The 15,853-nt window shown below is 72.6% G+C and carries 11 protein-coding genes; 10 read left to right on the top strand and 1 reads right to left on the bottom strand.

The genetic code is table 11. The annotated features are described in order from the left end of the window. Positions 1–165 precede the first annotated feature (165 nt). The gene (xylA, locus tag ABZ877_RS16370) at positions 166–1,332 is read right to left on the bottom strand and encodes a xylose isomerase (RefSeq protein WP_361070716.1); all 1,167 of its coding nucleotides are present in this window, start codon (positions 1,330–1,332) and stop codon (positions 166–168) included. A gap of 141 nt (positions 1,333–1,473) precedes the next feature. Here xylA and xylB point away from each other — a divergent pair, with 141 nt between their 5' ends. From xylB to ABZ877_RS16320, 10 genes are all read left to right on the top strand, one after another. After that, a complete protein-coding gene (gene xylB, locus ABZ877_RS16365; RefSeq protein WP_361070713.1) occupies positions 1,474–2,913 on the top strand; it encodes a xylulokinase in 1,440 nt (479 codons plus the stop codon). Positions 2,914–3,385: 472 nt separating this feature from the next. Next, positions 3,386–4,579 carry an ROK family transcriptional regulator gene (locus ABZ877_RS16360; RefSeq protein WP_361070710.1) on the top strand — a complete coding sequence of 398 codons (1,194 nt, stop codon included), beginning with the start codon at positions 3,386–3,388 and terminating at the stop codon, positions 4,577–4,579. A gap of 471 nt (positions 4,580–5,050) precedes the next feature. Further along, complete coding sequence (locus tag ABZ877_RS16355; protein WP_361070707.1) at positions 5,051–5,677, top strand: peptidoglycan recognition family protein; 627 nt, start codon at positions 5,051–5,053, stop codon at positions 5,675–5,677. A gap of 99 nt (positions 5,678–5,776) precedes the next feature. After that, the gene (locus ABZ877_RS16350) at positions 5,777–7,048 is read left to right on the top strand and encodes a GAF domain-containing protein (RefSeq protein WP_361070704.1); all 1,272 of its coding nucleotides are present in this window, start codon (positions 5,777–5,779) and stop codon (positions 7,046–7,048) included. Positions 7,049–7,126: 78 nt separating this feature from the next. Next, complete coding sequence (locus tag ABZ877_RS16345; RefSeq protein WP_361070701.1) at positions 7,127–8,650, top strand: aldehyde dehydrogenase family protein; 1,524 nt, start codon at positions 7,127–7,129, stop codon at positions 8,648–8,650. Between the two features lie 154 nt (positions 8,651–8,804). Continuing rightward, positions 8,805–10,154 carry a hydrolase gene (locus tag ABZ877_RS16340; protein ID WP_361070698.1) on the top strand — a complete coding sequence of 450 codons (1,350 nt, stop codon included), beginning with the start codon at positions 8,805–8,807 and terminating at the stop codon, positions 10,152–10,154. A gap of 260 nt (positions 10,155–10,414) precedes the next feature. Then, positions 10,415–12,676 carry a cache and HAMP domain-containing protein gene (locus ABZ877_RS16335; RefSeq protein WP_361070695.1) on the top strand — a complete coding sequence of 754 codons (2,262 nt, stop codon included), beginning with the start codon at positions 10,415–10,417 and terminating at the stop codon, positions 12,674–12,676. A 16-nt stretch (positions 12,677–12,692) separates the two neighbouring features. Further along, on the top strand, positions 12,693–14,174 hold the full coding sequence (gene pgsB, locus ABZ877_RS16330; RefSeq protein WP_361070692.1) for a poly-gamma-glutamate synthase PgsB: 1,482 nt from the start codon (positions 12,693–12,695) through the stop codon (positions 14,172–14,174). Further along, positions 14,171–14,653: a poly-gamma-glutamate biosynthesis protein PgsC/CapC gene (locus tag ABZ877_RS16325; protein WP_361070689.1), complete on the top strand. Its 483-nt coding sequence runs from the start codon at positions 14,171–14,173 to the stop codon at positions 14,651–14,653. Before pgsB ends, ABZ877_RS16325 begins: the two co-directional genes overlap by 4 nt. Before the next feature lie 41 nt (positions 14,654–14,694). Further along, positions 14,695–15,765: an NlpC/P60 family protein gene (locus tag ABZ877_RS16320; protein WP_361070687.1), complete on the top strand. Its 1,071-nt coding sequence runs from the start codon at positions 14,695–14,697 to the stop codon at positions 15,763–15,765. The last annotated feature ends 88 nt before the right edge of the window (positions 15,766–15,853 follow it).

Here is a 15,853-nt window from a genome sequence, read left to right as displayed (position 1 = left end):
CCCTTCGACGCAATGCCCGCGCGGACAGGAGGAGTTGCACCGCTGTCGTGGGCGCGGGCACGCCCTGCGCCGGGAGGGCCGCGCCGCTTGCGCGCACCCCGCGCCCCCGCAACGAGACGACTCCCCGGGGCAGCACACCCGGGGAGTCGTCGGCCGATGGCGGGGTCAGTCGCGCGCGGCCAGGAGGTGGTCCATCGCCAGCTGGTCCAGGCGCTCGAACGCCATGCCGCGCTCGGCCGCCGCGTCCACGTCGAACTCCTCGAACGCCGACTTGTCCGCGCGAAGCCCGGCGAGGCCGTCCGCCGCGGTGGGCTGCGCCAGCTCGTCCAGGCGCGACGCGCGCAGCGCCTCCTGGACCTCCGGGTCGGCGCGGAAGGCGGCGGCGCGCTCCTTCAGGATCAGGTAGTTGCGCATGCAGCCCGCGGCCGACGCCCAGACGCCCTCGAAGTCCTCGGTCCGCGGCGGCTTGAAATCGAAGTGGCGCGGGCCCTCGTACCCGGCGGTCTCCAACAGGTCGACGAGCCAGAACGCGGCGCGCAAATCGCCCGCGCCGAACCGCAGGTCCTGGTCGTACTTGATGCCGTTCTGGCCGTTGAGGTCGATGTGGAAGAGCTTGCCGGCCCACAGCGCCTGGGCGATGCCGTGCGGGAAGTTCAGGCCCGCCATCTGCTCGTGGCCGACCTCGGGGTTGACGCCGTACATCTCCGGGCGCTCCAGGCGCTCGATGAAGGCGAGGGCGTGGCCGACGGTGGGCAGGAGGATGTCGCCGCGGGGCTCGTTCGGCTTGGGCTCGATGGCGAACTTGAGGTCGTAGCCCTGCTCGATGACGTACTCGCCGAGCAGGTCGAACGCCTCCTTCATGCGGTCGAGCGCGGCGCGCACGTCCTTGGCGCCGCCGGACTCGGCGCCCTCACGGCCACCCCAGGCGACGTACGTCTTGGCGCCCAGCTCGGCGGCGAGGTCCATGTTGCGCATGGTCTTGCGGATCGCGTAGCGGCGTACGTCGCGGTCGTTGGCGGTGAAGCCGCCGTCCTTGAAGACGGGGTGCGTGAAGAGGTTGGTCGTGGCCATCGGGACGACCATGCCGGCGGCGTCGAGCGCCTGCCGGAAGCGCTTGATGTGGCCCTCGCGCTCGCTGTCGGAGGAGCCGAAGGGGATCAGGTCGTCGTCGTGGAACGTGACGCCGTGCGCGCCGAGCTCCGACAGCCGCTTGACCGACTCGACCGGGTCGAGCGCGGGCCGGGTGGCGTCGCCGAACGGGTCGCGGCCCTGCCAGCCGACCGTCCAGAGGCCGAAGGTGAACTTGTCGTCGGGGGTGGGCTGGTACGTCATCTTGCGGCTCCCTCGCCGTTCGCGGACATGGCAATGTCGTGTGCCGCCCGCCTATTTCGTCATGGCGCTTTACAAATTAGTATGCGGGCACGCCGCTGGGAAGAGCCATTCCCGGTACCGCCGGAATTTCAGGAGAGCCGCATGTCAGCAGCCGAGGGCCCCGCCGGGCCGTACGTCGTCGGGGTGGACAGCTCGACGCAGTCCACGAAGGCGCTGGTCGTGGACGTCGCCACGGGAGAGGTCGTGGCGAGCGGGCAGGCCCCGCACACGGTCACCTCGGGCGCGGGGCGCGAGAGCGACCCCGAGGAGTGGTACACCGCGCTGCGCACCGCACTCGCCCAGTGCGGTGACGCGGCGCGCCAGGCGTCCGCCGTCTCGGTCGGCGGGCAGCAGCACGGCCTGGTGACGCTCGACGCCCAGGGCCGCCCGGTGCGCCCCGCGCTGCTCTGGAACGACGTGCGCTCCGCGCCGCAGGCCCGCCGCCTCGTGGAGGAGCTGGGCGGCCCGAAGGTGTGGGCGGACCGGTTCGGCTCCGTGCCGGGCGCGTCCTTCACCGTCTCCAAGTGGGCATGGCTGGCCGAGCACGAGCCGGAGGCGGTCCGCGCGACGGCGGCCGTCCGCCTCCCCCACGACTACCTGACGGGCCGCCTCACCGGCGAGGGCACGACGGACCGCGGCGACGCGTCCGGTACGGGATGGTGGGCGTCGGCGACCGAGACGTACGACGAGGAGATCCTCGGCCGGGTCGGACTCGACCCCGCGCTGCTGCCCAGGGTCGTCGGCCCCGGCGAGGTGGCGGGGACGGTCCAGGACGCCGAGCTGCCCTTCTCCAAGGGCACGCTGGTCGCGGCCGGCACCGGCGACAACGCCGCCGCCGCGCTCGGCCTCGGCCTGCACCCCGGCACACCCGTCCTGAGCCTCGGCACGTCCGGCACGGTCTACGCGGTCTCGACCCGCAGGCCGACGGACCCGAGCGGCATCGTCGCCGGGTTCGCCGCGGCCCACGGGGACTGGCTGCCGCTCGCCTGCACCCTGAACTGCACGCTCGCCGTGGACCGGATCGCGGCGCTGCTCGGCCTGGACCGGGAGGCGGTGGAAGGGGGCGGCGAGGCGACGATCCTCCCCTACCTGGACGGCGAACGGACGCCCGATCTCCCCCACGCCTCGGGCCTGCTGACGGGACTGCGCCACGACACGACGGCCGGGCAACTGCTCCAGGCGGCGTACGACGGCGCCGTGCACGCCCTGCTCGGCGCCCTCGACCGCGTCCTGGACGACGACGCCGACCGCTCCACGCCGCTCCTCCTGATCGGCGGCGGCGCGCGCGGCACGGCCTGGCAGCAGACGGTACGCCGCCTCTCCGGCCGCCCCGTCCAGGTCCCCGAGGCCCGCGAACTCGTCGCCCTCGGCGCGGCCGCACAAGCCGCGGCCATCCTGACCGGCGAGAACCCGGCAGCGGTCGCCCGCCGCTGGAACACGGCGCGGGGCCCGGTACTCGACGCGGTCCCCCGGGACGAGGGGGCGCTGGAGCGGATCTCGGGGGTTCTGCGGGGGGCTGCGGGGTTGTTGGAGGGGGAGTGAGGCTGGGAGGGGGCGGGGGTTGCCGGGGCGGTTGGCTTACCGCCCCGGGTGGCAGCCAATCCGACCGGGGGGCGCCGGGCGCGGCGAGGGGGCTGGTTGTCGGGGCGCGGCGCGCGTCCTCTGGTCCGGCTGTGCGTCGTCGCGAGCCGTTCGGCCCTCGTGTGAGTGGCCGGCGTGGCGACCGGTCCGATGCGGTGGCGGGACGCGCGGCGAGGCGTTCGCCCCCGGAGCGGCGCGTGCGTCAGCCGGTCCGGTGTCGTGGCGAATGGGTGCGCGCGCCCAGGCGTCCGCCTCCGCTTCGAATCGGCGCGTGCGTCAGCCGGTTCGCCCGTCCGTCGGCGCACTCATGCAAGGACCGGAGTCGTGCGCGAGCGGCACGGACGCTGTCCGGGCCGCCTGTCGGTCACGGCGCACGCCGTCCGGGCGCCGACCTGCGCGTGGCTCATTTCGTTCACCCTGGGAGCATGACCGCATGACCGCACCATTGCACCGTCCCCGGGCGGGGACACCCGACAACCAGCAGGGCATGCGCCGCCGCAATCTCTCCCGCGTGCTGCACGCCGTCGCCGCCGAGGGCCCGTTGTCGCGGGCCGCGGTGGCGGGGCGGATCGGGCTGACCCGGGCCGCCGTCTCCACCCTGGTCGACGAGCTGATCCGGGCCGGTCTCCTCGAAGAGCTGGGCCCGCAGCGGCCCGGCGGTGTCGGACGGCCCGGATCCGCGCTCGCGGTCAGCGGCCAGGGCCCCGCCGGGCTCGGTGCCGAGGTGGGCGTCGACCACCTCGCGGTGTGCGCGGTGGATCTGCGCGGCGAGGTACGGGCCCGTGCCGAGCTCCGGGTCGGCAACCGGGGGCGCGCGCCCGGCCCCGTACTCGACGACCTCGCCGTGCTGGTGCGGCAGGTGACCGAGGAGGCCGTGGCCGAAGGCTTGCGGCCCGCAGGGCTCTCCGTCGCGGTGCCGGGTCTGGTGGCACGGGGCACGCACACCGTCGTCCGCGCCCCGAACCTGGACTGGCACGACACGGACGTGGCCGCGCTGCTGCCGTGCGAGGTGCCGCTGCGCGTCGACAACGAGGCGAACTTCGGCGCGCTCGCCGAACTCTGGCTCGCCGACGAGTCCCCGGCGGACTTCCTGCACGTGTCGGCGGAGATCGGCATCGGCGCGGCGCTCGTCGTGGACGGCCGGCTCCTGCGCGGCACGCGGGGGTTCGCGGGCGAGCTGGGCCACGTTCCCGTGCGCCCCGACGGTCCGGCCTGCCCGTGCGGCGGGCGCGGCTGCCTCGAACAGTACGCGGGTGAGGAGGCGGTGCTGCGTGCGGCGGGCGTCGAACCGGGCCCGGAACGGGTCTCCCTGCTCGCGGAGCGGGCCGAGGCCGGTGACGAGGCCACCCGGCGCGCCCTGCGGGACGCGGGCACCGCGCTGGGCATCGCGCTGACCGGCGCGGTCAATCTCCTCGACCCGCGCGCCGTGGTCCTCGGCGGCGCGCTCTCCCGTCTCGCCCCCTGGCTGCTCCCCTCCCTGGAGCACGAGCTGACGAACCGCACGGCGACCCCCTCCGACGGCGTCGCCGTCTCCCACCTCGGCCCCGACGGTCCGCTGCTCGGGGCGGCGCATTCGGTGGTACGGGCGGTGCTCGACGATCCGATGGGCGTGGTGCGGGCGGCGTAGTCCCACGACGCGTCGATCGTCAGGGTCGTCAGCGAACCGACCGCCGTCGTCAGCGGGCCGACCGCCGTCCTTGGCGGGCCGACCGCCAAGGCCGCCGACCCCCGGCGGCTGAACCGTCCGGCCCGCCGACGGATCAGCCGCCGGTCCCTGCCCTCGGGCCACCCTTCGAGATCACCGACGGGCCGGACGTCAGCGCGGAAGGCGCGTCGCTCCGCACATTCACCAGAGACGCAACCGTCAGTGGTTCGGACCTCTGACGTGCGGTTGTTCACAACGCGCGGGTTATTCACAGGCGCCCCGCACCCTCTTCCGCCCCAACCGACGGGCCCCGTACCGTACTTCACGCGCGGCGTTCCGGGCGCCCGCGCACGCCGATGCTCAGTCGGCGAAAGGGCGCCGCGCGCGTGGGCGGCGTCCTTGCCGCGCCCCGAGCGCTGATCATCGGTTCCCCCCACGAGAGGCAGGAACGACATGACCGGAGCAAGACACCTCCCCGCTCTCCCCCACCTCCCCCACCTCCCCAGCCGCCGCCGTCTCCTCCAGGCCGGGGCCGCCGTCGCGATCCCCGGCGCGCTCCTGCCCGCCGGCCGGGCGGACGCGCGGGCGCAGGCCGTCGACTACCCGCTCGCGGAGTCCGTCCCCGCCAGCACCTCCAACTACACGGTCTCCAGCCGCCCGTCCTCGTACCGGATCGACCACGTCGTCATCCACGTCACGCAGGAGACGTACGCCGACGCCGTCAAGATTTTCCAGAACCCGGCCAAGCAGGTCTCGACGCACTATCTGGTCCGTTCGGCCGACGGCCACATCGCCCAGTGCGTGCGCGAGAAGAACATCGCCTGGCACGCGGGGAACTGGGACTACAACACGCGCAGCATCGGCATCGAGCACGAGGGCTGGGTCGACAAGCCCGCGTACTTCACCGACGCGATGTACGAGGCGTCGGCGGCGCTGACCGCGTCCGTCTGCGCGCGGTACGGCGTGCCGATGGACCGGGCGCACATCATCGGGCACGTCGAGGTGCCGGGCACCGACCACACGGATCCGGGCCCGTACTGGGACTGGACACGGTACATACGGATGGTCAACTTCGCCTAGGTCCTGTCCTGGGAACGGTCCGACCAGGCCCGGCTTCTTGTCGGCCCGCGTTCGCGGGGCGACGATGTTCCCACCGCATCGCCGTACCGGGAGGCCGACGTGTCCGATCCCTGGGTCGCCCTTGAGCCTGGCGCCGATCCGACCGAGCGGGTCCGGGCGCTGCGCACCGCCCATGACCGGTTCACCGCGGCGGGCACCGTCGTCCGCCCGGTCCGCCCGGTGGTCGCCGACTCGTGGCGCCGTTCGGCGGGCGCGCACGTCAGCCCGGACGCCTCTGCGGCGGTGGAGCTGACCGACGGCGACCTGGGCGCGTACCGCGCGGAGCATCCGCTCGCCCGGGTGATGCCGTTGTTCCGCGAGCTGATGGGCACGTTCGCGACGGACGGGGAGCATCTCCTCGCGGTGTGCGACGCGCAGGGCCGGCTGTTGTGGGTCGAGGGCCATCCGTCGACCCGGCGCCGGGCGGGCGGCATGAACTTCGTGCCGGGCGCCCGCTGGTCGGAGTCGGCGGTGGGGACCAACGCGCCGGGGACGGCCGTCGCCGTGGACCGGCCCGTGCAGGTCTTCGCGGCCGAGCACTTCGTCCGCCGGGTGCAGCCGTGGACGTGCGCGGCGGCCCCGGTCCACGATCCGCACACCGGGCGGCTGCTCGGCGCGGTCGACATCACCGGCGGGGACGGGCTCGCGCACCCGCACAGCCTGGCGTTCGTGCAGGCGGTGGCGCGGGCCGCCGAGTCGCAGCTCGCGCTGCTCACCCCCGCGCCCGTGCACCGCCCCGGCCTGCGTCTGTTCGCCCTCGGCCGCGACGAGGCGCTGCTGCTCACGGCGTCCGGCCGCAAGATCCGCCTCAGCCGCCGCCACAGCGAGCTGCTCGTCCTCCTCTCCCGCCACCCCGAGGGCCTGACCGGCGACGAACTCCTGTGCCGTCTGTACGAGCACGAGTCGGTGACCCCGGTGACGTTGCGGGCCGAACTCGCGCGCCTGCGCCGGGTGCTCGGCCCCGACGTGCTGACGTCACGCCCGTACCGTCTGACGGTCCCGGTCGAGTCGGACCTGACGACGGTCGAGCGCCGCCTGGAGACCGGCGCGGTGACGGCGGCGGTGTCCGCGTACCCGGGCCCGTTGCTGCCCGCGTCGCAGGCGCCGGCGGTGGCCCGGCTGCGCCGCGACCTCGCGGACGGGCTGCGCGCGGCCCTGATCGCGCGCGGCGACCCGGACCTCCTCTCGGACTGGGCGCACGCCCCGTGGGGCGAGGACGACCTCGATGTGTGGCAGGCGCTCGCCGCGGTCCGCCCCACCCCGCCGGTCCTGGCCCGGCTCGCGGCGCTCGACGCGGAGCACCGCGCGCCCTGGCGCCCGTACGCAACGTAGCTGCAACGTCCGGATCCCTAGCCTCCACCTCGACGGCCGCCCAACGGCGGGCGGCCCGCACAGGAGAGGCCAGCCAAGATGACCCGTTACTCCGCGCCCGGCACCGAGGGCTCCGTCGTCTCCTACCAGGCCCGCTACGACCATTTCATCGGCGGCGAGTACGTGGAGCCCGCCCGCGGCCGGTACTTCGAGAACCCGAGCCCGGTCAACGGGCAGCCGTTCACGGAGATCGCGCGCGGCACCGAGGAGGACGTCGAGCGCGCCCTCGACGCCGCGCACGCCGCCGCGCCCGCCTGGGGCCGTACCTCCGCCGGGGCGCGCGCCGACCTCCTCAACAAGATCGCCGACCGGATGGAGGCCAACCTCGAACAGCTCGCCGTCGCCGAGAGCTGGGAGAACGGCAAGCCGGTCCGTGAGACGCTCGCCGCCGACATCCCGCTCGCCATCGACCACTTCCGCTACTTCGCGGGCGCGGTCCGGGCGCAGGAGGGCACGCTCTCCGAGCTGGACGACGACACGGTGGCGTACCACTTCCACGAGCCGCTGGGCGTGGTCGCGCAGATCATCCCGTGGAACTTCCCGATCCTGATGGCGACGTGGAAGCTGGCACCGGCGCTCGCGGCGGGCAACGCGGTCGTCATCAAGCCCGCCGAGCAGACCCCGGCCTCGATCCACTTCTGGCTGAGCCTGGTCGCTGACCTGATCCCGCCGGGCGTGGTGAACATCGTCAACGGCTTCGGTGTGGAGGCGGGCAAGCCGCTCGCCTCCAGCCCGCGCGTGGCGAAGGTGGCGTTCACGGGCGAGACGACGACGGGGCGGCTGATCATGCAGTACGCCTCGGAGAACATCAAGCCGGTCACCCTGGAGCTGGGCGGCAAGTCGCCGAACATCTTCTTCGACGACGTCTGGGCGAAGGACGACGACTTCCGCGACAAGGCGCTGGAAGGCTTCACGATGTTCGCCCTGAACCAGGGCGAGGTCTGCACCTGCCCGTCCCGCGCCCTCATCCAGCAGGGCCACTACAGCGAGTTCCTGGAGGCGGCGGTCGCCCGCACCGAGGCCATCAAGCCCGGCCATCCGCTCGACACGGAGACGATGATCGGCGCGCAGGCCTCCAACGACCAGCTCCAGAAGATCCTCTCCTACCTGGACATCGGCCAGCAGGAGGGCGCGAAGGTCCTCACCGGCGGGCAGCGCATCGAGTACGACGGCGAGCTGGCGGGCGGTTACTACGTGCAGCCCACCATCTTCGAGGGCTCCAACCGCATGCGGATCTTCCAGGAGGAGATCTTCGGCCCGGTCGTCTCGGTCGCCTCCTTCGCCGACTACGACGACGCCATCAAGATCGCCAACGACACCCTGTACGGGCTCGGCGCCGGCGTCTGGACCCGTGACATCAACACGGCCTACCGCGCGGGCCGCGCCATCCAGGCGGGCCGCGTCTGGACGAACTGCTACCACGCGTACCCGGCGCACGCGGCGTTCGGCGGCTACAAGCAGTCGGGGATCGGCCGCGAGAACCACAGGATGATGCTGGACCACTACCAGCAGACGAAGAACCTCCTTGTTTCATACAGCCCGAAGAAGCTCGGCTTCTTCTAGAGCCTTCGGGTCGGGCGGCGGTGCGGGTGCCGGGACGGTGCCCGGCAGGTGACGGGGACATCGTGATGGCGGTCGAATCCGTCCGCCATCGCGGCGGTACGGTATGCGGCAGTCGATTGCGTGTTCCGTGATCGCTGACCTACAAGGGGGTTTCATGAAGCACCGCCGCCCGCGCCACCGTCACAGAGCGATCGCCAGAGCGGTCGGTCCGGCGGGTGCGCTGGCCATTGCGCTGGCCGTGGGGACGACGCCGGCGATGGCCGCCGGGAAGACGTCCGACAAGCCCGCGCCGACCGGTCCCCCGGCCGGCCAGCCCGACCCGGCGACGCCCTGGGCGCCCGAGAACGACGAGGCGCCGCAGCACCACAAGCCCGTACAGCCTCAGACGTTCGGGGCCGCCCGCGCGGCCGCGTCCCCGAAGCAGCTCACCATTCCCGCTCCGAGCGGACAGCACAGTGTGGGCATGGTCGGCTTGCACCTCGTCGACAAATCCCGTACGGACCCGTACGTACCGGGCAGTAAGACTCGCGAGCTGATGGTCACGCTCTGGTATCCGGCCGCCTCCACGTCCGGGCACTACAAGGCTCCGTGGCAGTCGTCGCTGGCCGCCGCCCACTTCCTCGGCACGCGCGGGCTGTCGACGCGGCAGGTGACCGTGCCGACGACCGCGGGTCACGTCCTCGCCCCGGTGAAGACCAGCCTCGGCAAGCTGCCCGTCCTGCTGTACTCGACCGGGCTGCACTCGGACCGCGCGATGGGCACCACACTCGCCCAGGATCTCGCCAGCCGTGGCTACCTCGTCGTCACCGTCGACCACACCCACGACGCCAACGAGGTGCAGTTCCCCGGTCAGCGCCTTGAGCTGAACAGGATGCCGTCGGGCGCCCGCTCCGCCGACACGCTCAAGGTGCGCGCGGCGGACATCAAGTTCGTCATCAACGCCCTGTCCACGATCAGTAGCGGGGGCAATCCGGACGCCGGTCGCGCGAAGCTTCCCTCGGGACTGTCGAAGTCGGTGGACACCTCCCGGATCGGGATGTTCGGCTGGTCGCTGGGTGGCGCCGCGGTCACCAACGCCATGCAGCTCGACAAGCGGATCGACGCCGGCGCCAACCTGGACGGCCAGTACTTCGGAACCGCGCCGAGCAAGGACCTGGACCGCCCCTACATGCTGTTCAGCTCCGCCAACCACAACCGCAACAACGACAGCTCGTGGCGCACGATGTGGTCGCACCTGAAGGGCTACCGGGTCGACATCAAGCTCGCCGGCTCGGCACACCTGTCGTTCAGCGACAACGAGTACCTGGTGCCGCAGTGGGCGCCCCTGCTCGGGCTCTCCAAGGCGCAGATCCAGAAGCAGTACGGCACGATCGCCCCGAACCGGGCGGCGAAGGTCCAGCGTGACTACCTCGCCGCCTTCTTCGATCAGCAGCTGCGCAAGAAGCACAGCACTCTGCTCGACAAGCCCAACGCCGCGTATCCGGAGATCTCCTTCGTCCGGTAACGGTTGTCCGAAGGGCCGGGCCGCAGGCGGGTCCGGCCCTTCGGCACGTGCGGCGGCGGTTCCGGCGAGCCGCCGCCGCGCAGCGGTTTGTGTCACGTACGCCACTCGGGGCGCAAATGTGATGATCACGTGATCGCGGGGCGCTAAGGTGATGGCTTTGTCGAACAACTGAGCGCTCGGCGCCTACTCAAGGAAGGACCGCTGCTCTGTCCTCCGCACCCCGGGCGCCGCGCCGGCACCGCACCCGCCGCCGCGCCGACATGCCGATGCTCGGCGGGATACGCCCGCCGGTGGCGGCGGTCGTCGTACTCCTGCTGATGGTCGCCGCCCTGACCGTGATCGGCCTGGAAGGCATTCACACCGCGGGCGTCCCACAGGCCGTTCTGAACGGGGAGCAGCGGATCGCCGCGGACACCGCGCTGTCCCTGCGCACCGCCATCGACGCCGAGGCGGGTGCGGTGCGCCGCAAGGCCGAGGCGTACCCGGCCACGAGCACCTCGACGCCCACGACCGCGCTCAAGGCCCTGACCTCTGCCACCGAGGGCCCCTACGGCCGTGCGCTGCTCGACGCGCGCACCGGGAGACTGCTAGCGACCGGCGGCAAGACCGTGCCGCTGGCCGGGGTGGACGTCGTGAAGACGGCGTCCGGGCACGGGAAGATCCCGCCCCGCCTCGTGACATCGGCCGGCGCACGGCAACTGCTGTACTTCGCCGAGATCACCCTGCCCGCGCGGCAGGACGAACCCGACCAGGACCCGGACGGGCCCGACCGGCAGTGGCTGCTCGTGGTCTGCGAGCCGCTCCCCGCCCTCACGGCGTACGGCGACGGGCGCACCGCCGAGGTGCTCGACGCGAGCGGCACGTCGCTCGCCACCGCGGTCCGTGGCACGGCCTCTCCGGCCGCCGCACGCGGCGATCTGCCCGCTCAGGCGGCGCGCGCGGCGCACAGGTCGGGGCGCGCCACCGACGCCTCGGGAAGCCTGCTGGGCGCCGCCACCGGCGACCGGCGCACCGTGGCCGGCTGGGCCCAGGTCGCCTCGGCGACCGGCCCGGGCGAGACCGACGGCCTGGGTCTTGTGGTGCTCACCTCCCGTGCGGCGCCCACCACGACCACCGCAGCCGCCGACTACTCGGACTTCGCGCTGCGGGCGGCCGGGGCGCTGGCCCTGGTCGCGCTGTTGCTCGGTCTGGCGTTGCACTTCTCCTTCCAGCGGCCTCTGCTGCGGGTGTATCTGTCCGCCGGCCGGCTGGCCCGGGGCGCGACCGGTGCCGGGCCGGCCGCTCGGGAGGAGCTGTCCCGGCCGGTGCCGGTGCACGGTTTCGGGGAACTGGCCCGGATCGGGCGGGTACTGGAGTCGCTGCGCGGGCAACTGCTCGGCGAGAGCGGCCCGCGGGAGTTCCCGGCCCGGCGCGGACCGGGCTACCGGGCGCTGGCCATGGCCGGCGTGGTGGTGGTGGCCTGCTGGTCCGTGCCGATGATCTTCATGCTGAACCGGGCGGACACCGCGACCGCGGTTCCCGCCCAGGTCCTCGCCGACCAGCAGGCGCGCACCGAGATCGCGGCGAACCGCGTCCGGCAGTCCCTCGACCGGTCGTACACGGACCTGAGGGAGGCCGCCGCGAATCTGCCGGGACGCAGCCGGGACGCCCAGGCCGAGATCCTGCGCGCGTCCCTCGCCGACCACAAGCAGTACCGCTCGCTGTACCTCCTGGACCGCTCGGGGGGCATCACCCTGAGGGTCGGCGGCACGCCGCTGCGCACCCTCGTCCATGTGCCCCAGGGCGGTGGGATCACCACGGTCAACACCTCCGGCCGGATCCCGGCGATCGCCGCCTACGCGCAGGTCCGGGCCGCCAAGGGCCAGGCTCCGGCGGCCGGGGTGGTGCTGTTCGGCGAGATCGACGTGAAGGCGCTCAACTCCCTGCTGCCCAGGCCCAAGCTGGGCAGCGTCTGGGTGACGGACCGCGACGACAGGGTCCTCGCGGCGAGCGTGGGGTACCGCGCCTTCCAGTCCCTGCCCGAGTCCGGCCTGACCCGTCTCGCGCGCGCCACCAAGGGCGCCCCGGGGACCACGGGCACCGCCACCTCCGCGGTGCACAGCACGTCCTCCGGCCCCTCGGTCGACGCCGCCGCGCCGCTGGCGCAGAAGGGCCCGACGGCCGGCCTCGGCTGGCACGTGGTGACCGCGGAGCCCGCGGCGGCACTGCAGATCCCCGCGGTCGAGGCCGAACAGCGGACCATGCTCGCGGGCATACTCGGCCTCGCCGTGAGCGTGGCGGGCCTGGGCTGGCTGCACGTCGTGGTGGTCCGGCCGCTGCGCGCGGTCGCCGTGCTCGCCGAGCGGCTCGCCGGCGGGGACCGCCGCACGGTGCTCCACCCGGTCAACCACGACGAGATCGGCTCGGTCACCCGCAATCTGGAACTGGTGCGCCAGGTCCTGGCGGAACAGGACCGGGCGGCCCGAGCGGGCCGGGCCGCCGGGCCCGCCCGGCCCCTGCGCGAGAACACTTTCCAGCGGTAGAAGGACGGAAATCGACGTGCTCTTCCTCTATGTCATCGTCCTGCTCTGTTGCGCCGCTCTGTGGACAGCCGGGATCCTGGAGCAGCGGCGGCACTTCGCCTCGCTGGAGCAGATACCCACGCGGGTGCTGGTCAACGGCATCCGCGGCAAGAGTTCGATCACCCGGCTGTGCGCGGGCGCGCTGCGCGGCGGCGGCCTGGTCACGGTGGCCAAGACCACCGGCACCGCGGCGCGGTTCATCCACCCGGACGCCACCGAGGAGCCGGTGTACCGCAAGTTCGGCATCGCCAACGTCGTCGAGCAGATCGGCATCGTACGGCGGGCGGCGACCTACCGGCCGGACGCGCTGGTGATCGAGTGCATGGCGGTGATGCCCGCCTTGCAGGAGATCAACCAGGAGAAACTGATCCGCTCCACGATCGGCGTGCTGTGCAACGTCCGCGAGGACCATCTGGAGGAGATGGGGCCGACGCTGGACGACGTCGCCCGTTCGCTCTCCCGCTCGATGCCGGTGGGCGGGGTGTGTGTGACGGCGGAGAAGGACCGGCTGCACATCCTCCAGGAGGAGGCCGACAAGCGGAACTGCCGGCTGATCGCGGTCGATCCGGAGTCGGTGACCGACGCCGAACTGCGCGGCTTCAGTTGGTACACCTTCAAGGAGAACGTGGCGATCGCGCTCGCCATCGCCGAACTCCTCGGCGTGGACCGGCAGACGGCGATGCAGGGCATGTGGGACGCGCCGCCCGACCCGGGCGTGCTGTCCGTGGAGCGCTACGTCACCCACGAGGGCAAGCGGCTGCGGTTCGCCAACGTCTTCGCGGCCAACGACCCCGAGTCGACGCTCATGAACGTCAAGCAGCTGGAGGACCTGGGCGCGATCAGGCAGCCGATCGGCGTCGTCATCAACTGCCGCCCGGACCGGGTGGAGCGCAACGGCCAGATGGGCGCGATCGTCTCCGACCTCGGCGCCCAAACGGTGTTCCTGATCGGTCACCCGACCAAGAGCGCCCGCGACGCGATCCCGGCCGGCTTCACCGGGCGGGTGGTGGATCTCGGTGGCGACCGCCGGGACCCCGGGGAGGTGACCGCGTCGATCCTCGCTGAACTCGGCCCGGACTCCTCCCTGGTGGCGATCGGCAACATCCACGGTCAGGGCGAGCTGTTCCTGGAGCGCCTCGCCGAACTGCCCGTGGACGAATCCGAGGACGTGTTCGACGTCGTTCCCGACGGCGACGGTCTGGACCAGGAGACCATGCAGATCGCCCTGCCCCGGCAGCGACTCTCGACGGCCCGGCCGCCCGAGCCGGAGCCGTACAGCTGGGTGGCGCCGCTGGAGACACCGACGTTCACCTTCCGCATCCCGGAGCAGCGCGACCTCGCCCACCGGGCCGCTGGTCGCCAGGACCGGCCCGACGACCGAAGCACCGCGGACACCGCGGACACCGCGGACACCGCGCATCAGACCTACGACACTTCCCAGTTCACGAGGAACCCGTGATCCCCGCCAATCTCGACGCACAGACCGCCGCACTGGGGATCGCCCTCGGGCTGGTCTTCTCGCTCGTCTGCTACCTGACCACCAACCTCAGCCCAGGAGGAATGATCACTCCGGGCTGGATCGCCCTCACCCTCGTCACCGATGTGCGGATGGCGGGGCTGATGGTCCTCGTGGCGGTCGGAACGTACTTCCTGATGAAGCTGGTGCAGCGCACGGTGATCCTCTACGGCAAGCGGCTGTTCGCCGCCGTCGTGCTGTGCGCGGTGCTGATGCAGACCACCGTGATGCTCGCCCTCAACCACGAGTTCCCGCTGCTGTACACGTCACAGACCCTTGGCTTCATCGTCCCGGGCCTGGTCTCCTACCAGATGGCCCGCCAGCCCCTGGCGGCCACGGTCATCTCGACCACCGCGGTGACCCTGGCCACCTACGTGGTGCTCGTCGCCGGTCTGCTGATCGGCGCCCTGCCCACCGGCTGACCTGTTCACCCCTCTCACCTCACAGTCCAGGAGGATCGGCCATGCATTCCGCACCAGGCGGCAGGCCAACCGGCCCCACTCGCCGTACCGTCATCCGGACGATCGCGGGCGTGGCGGCCGCCGGAGCGGCGGGCGGTTATGCCTGGAACCGCCTCGGGTCCGACAGCGACGGTCCGGCGGGCGCGAACTCCGGCCCGAGCGCCGGGGCCGCCGGGACCCACACCTTCGAGCGGCTGTCCGCCCCCGGCCGCACCGTGGTCCGCGCAGGCGACGGCGGCACGCTCGCCACGTTCACCGACGGCGCCCGTACGGCCGTGCTCACCGGCCCCAGCCGCACCTTCAGCGAGCCGCGCACCACCGAGGCCACGGTGACCACCGACGCCTGGGTCCGGCTGCTGCCGCGCCCGTGGCAGCGGGGCACGGAGAAGTCCGCCTGGTTCAAGAGCTGGTTCCGCAAGGCACTCGGCGACAGCAGCCCGGACGTCTTCGCCGTGGCGTTCCAGTACAGCAGCGCCGGAGCGCCCGCCAAGCACAACGCCGACGGCCTGCGTATCGCCGGCACCGCGCACTTCGGCCCGCGCAACGCCGAGGTCGACAACCCGCTGGACTTCGCCTACCACGACGAGAAATCCGACTTCTACGACTACCTGGGGACGGCGTGGACCTTCCCGGACGGCACACGTGTGCAGCCGGAGAAGGCACGCTACGGCTGCGTCGACTGCTCCGGCTTCCAGCGTCTGGTGTGGGGCTACCGCATGGGCATCCCCCTGCACAGCACCAACACCCGGGGCGTCGGCCTGCCGCGCCGCGCCTACGCCATCGCCGCCTACGGTCCCGGCCGTCTGGTGATCCCCCACACGGGACGGGAACAGGCCACCGACTACGGTGTCCTGCAACCCGGCGACCTGGTCTTCTTCGCCATCATCAAGGACCGTCCCGACTTCATCGACCACTGCGGCATCTACATGGGCCTGGACGACCAGGGCCGGCACCGCTTCTACTCCAGCCGCTCCGCCGCCAACGGTCCGACCCTGGGTGACCTGTCGGGCCGCTCACTGCTCGACGGCACCGACTTCTACGCCCGCGGGTTCCGGGCGGCGCGCCGCCTGTGACCCCGGCGCGTTCGCCCGACGCCGCCGCCGCGGTGCCCTGGCCGCGCGTGTGACCCGACCACGCGTGTGATGCCGCCGCCTCAACCGA

Origin of the sequence: Streptomyces sp. NPDC046939 (assembly GCF_040644575.1) — a bacterium.
Taxonomy (GTDB): domain Bacteria; phylum Actinomycetota; class Actinomycetes; order Streptomycetales; family Streptomycetaceae; genus Streptomyces.
This window is presented reverse-complemented; position numbering and strand designations above follow the sequence as displayed.

Excerpts from the sequence above, each read along its gene's own strand:
- ABZ877_RS16335 (WP_361070695.1), top strand. The coding sequence starts at position 10,415 with ATGCCGATGCTCGGCGGGATACGCCCGCCGGTGGCGGCGGTCGTCGTA.
- ABZ877_RS16320 (WP_361070687.1), top strand. The coding sequence starts at position 14,695 with ATGCATTCCGCACCAGGCGGCAGGCCAACCGGCCCCACTCGCCGTACC.
- ABZ877_RS16355 (WP_361070707.1), top strand. The coding sequence starts at position 5,051 with ATGACCGGAGCAAGACACCTCCCCGCTCTCCCCCACCTCCCCCACCTC.
- xylA (WP_361070716.1), bottom strand. The coding sequence starts at position 1,332 with ATGACGTACCAGCCCACCCCCGACGACAAGTTCACCTTCGGCCTCTGG.
- xylB (WP_361070713.1), top strand. The coding sequence starts at position 1,474 with ATGTCAGCAGCCGAGGGCCCCGCCGGGCCGTACGTCGTCGGGGTGGAC.
- ABZ877_RS16345 (WP_361070701.1), top strand. The coding sequence starts at position 7,127 with ATGACCCGTTACTCCGCGCCCGGCACCGAGGGCTCCGTCGTCTCCTAC.
- ABZ877_RS16360 (WP_361070710.1), top strand. The coding sequence starts at position 3,386 with ATGACCGCACCATTGCACCGTCCCCGGGCGGGGACACCCGACAACCAG.
- ABZ877_RS16340 (WP_361070698.1), top strand. The coding sequence starts at position 8,805 with ATGAAGCACCGCCGCCCGCGCCACCGTCACAGAGCGATCGCCAGAGCG.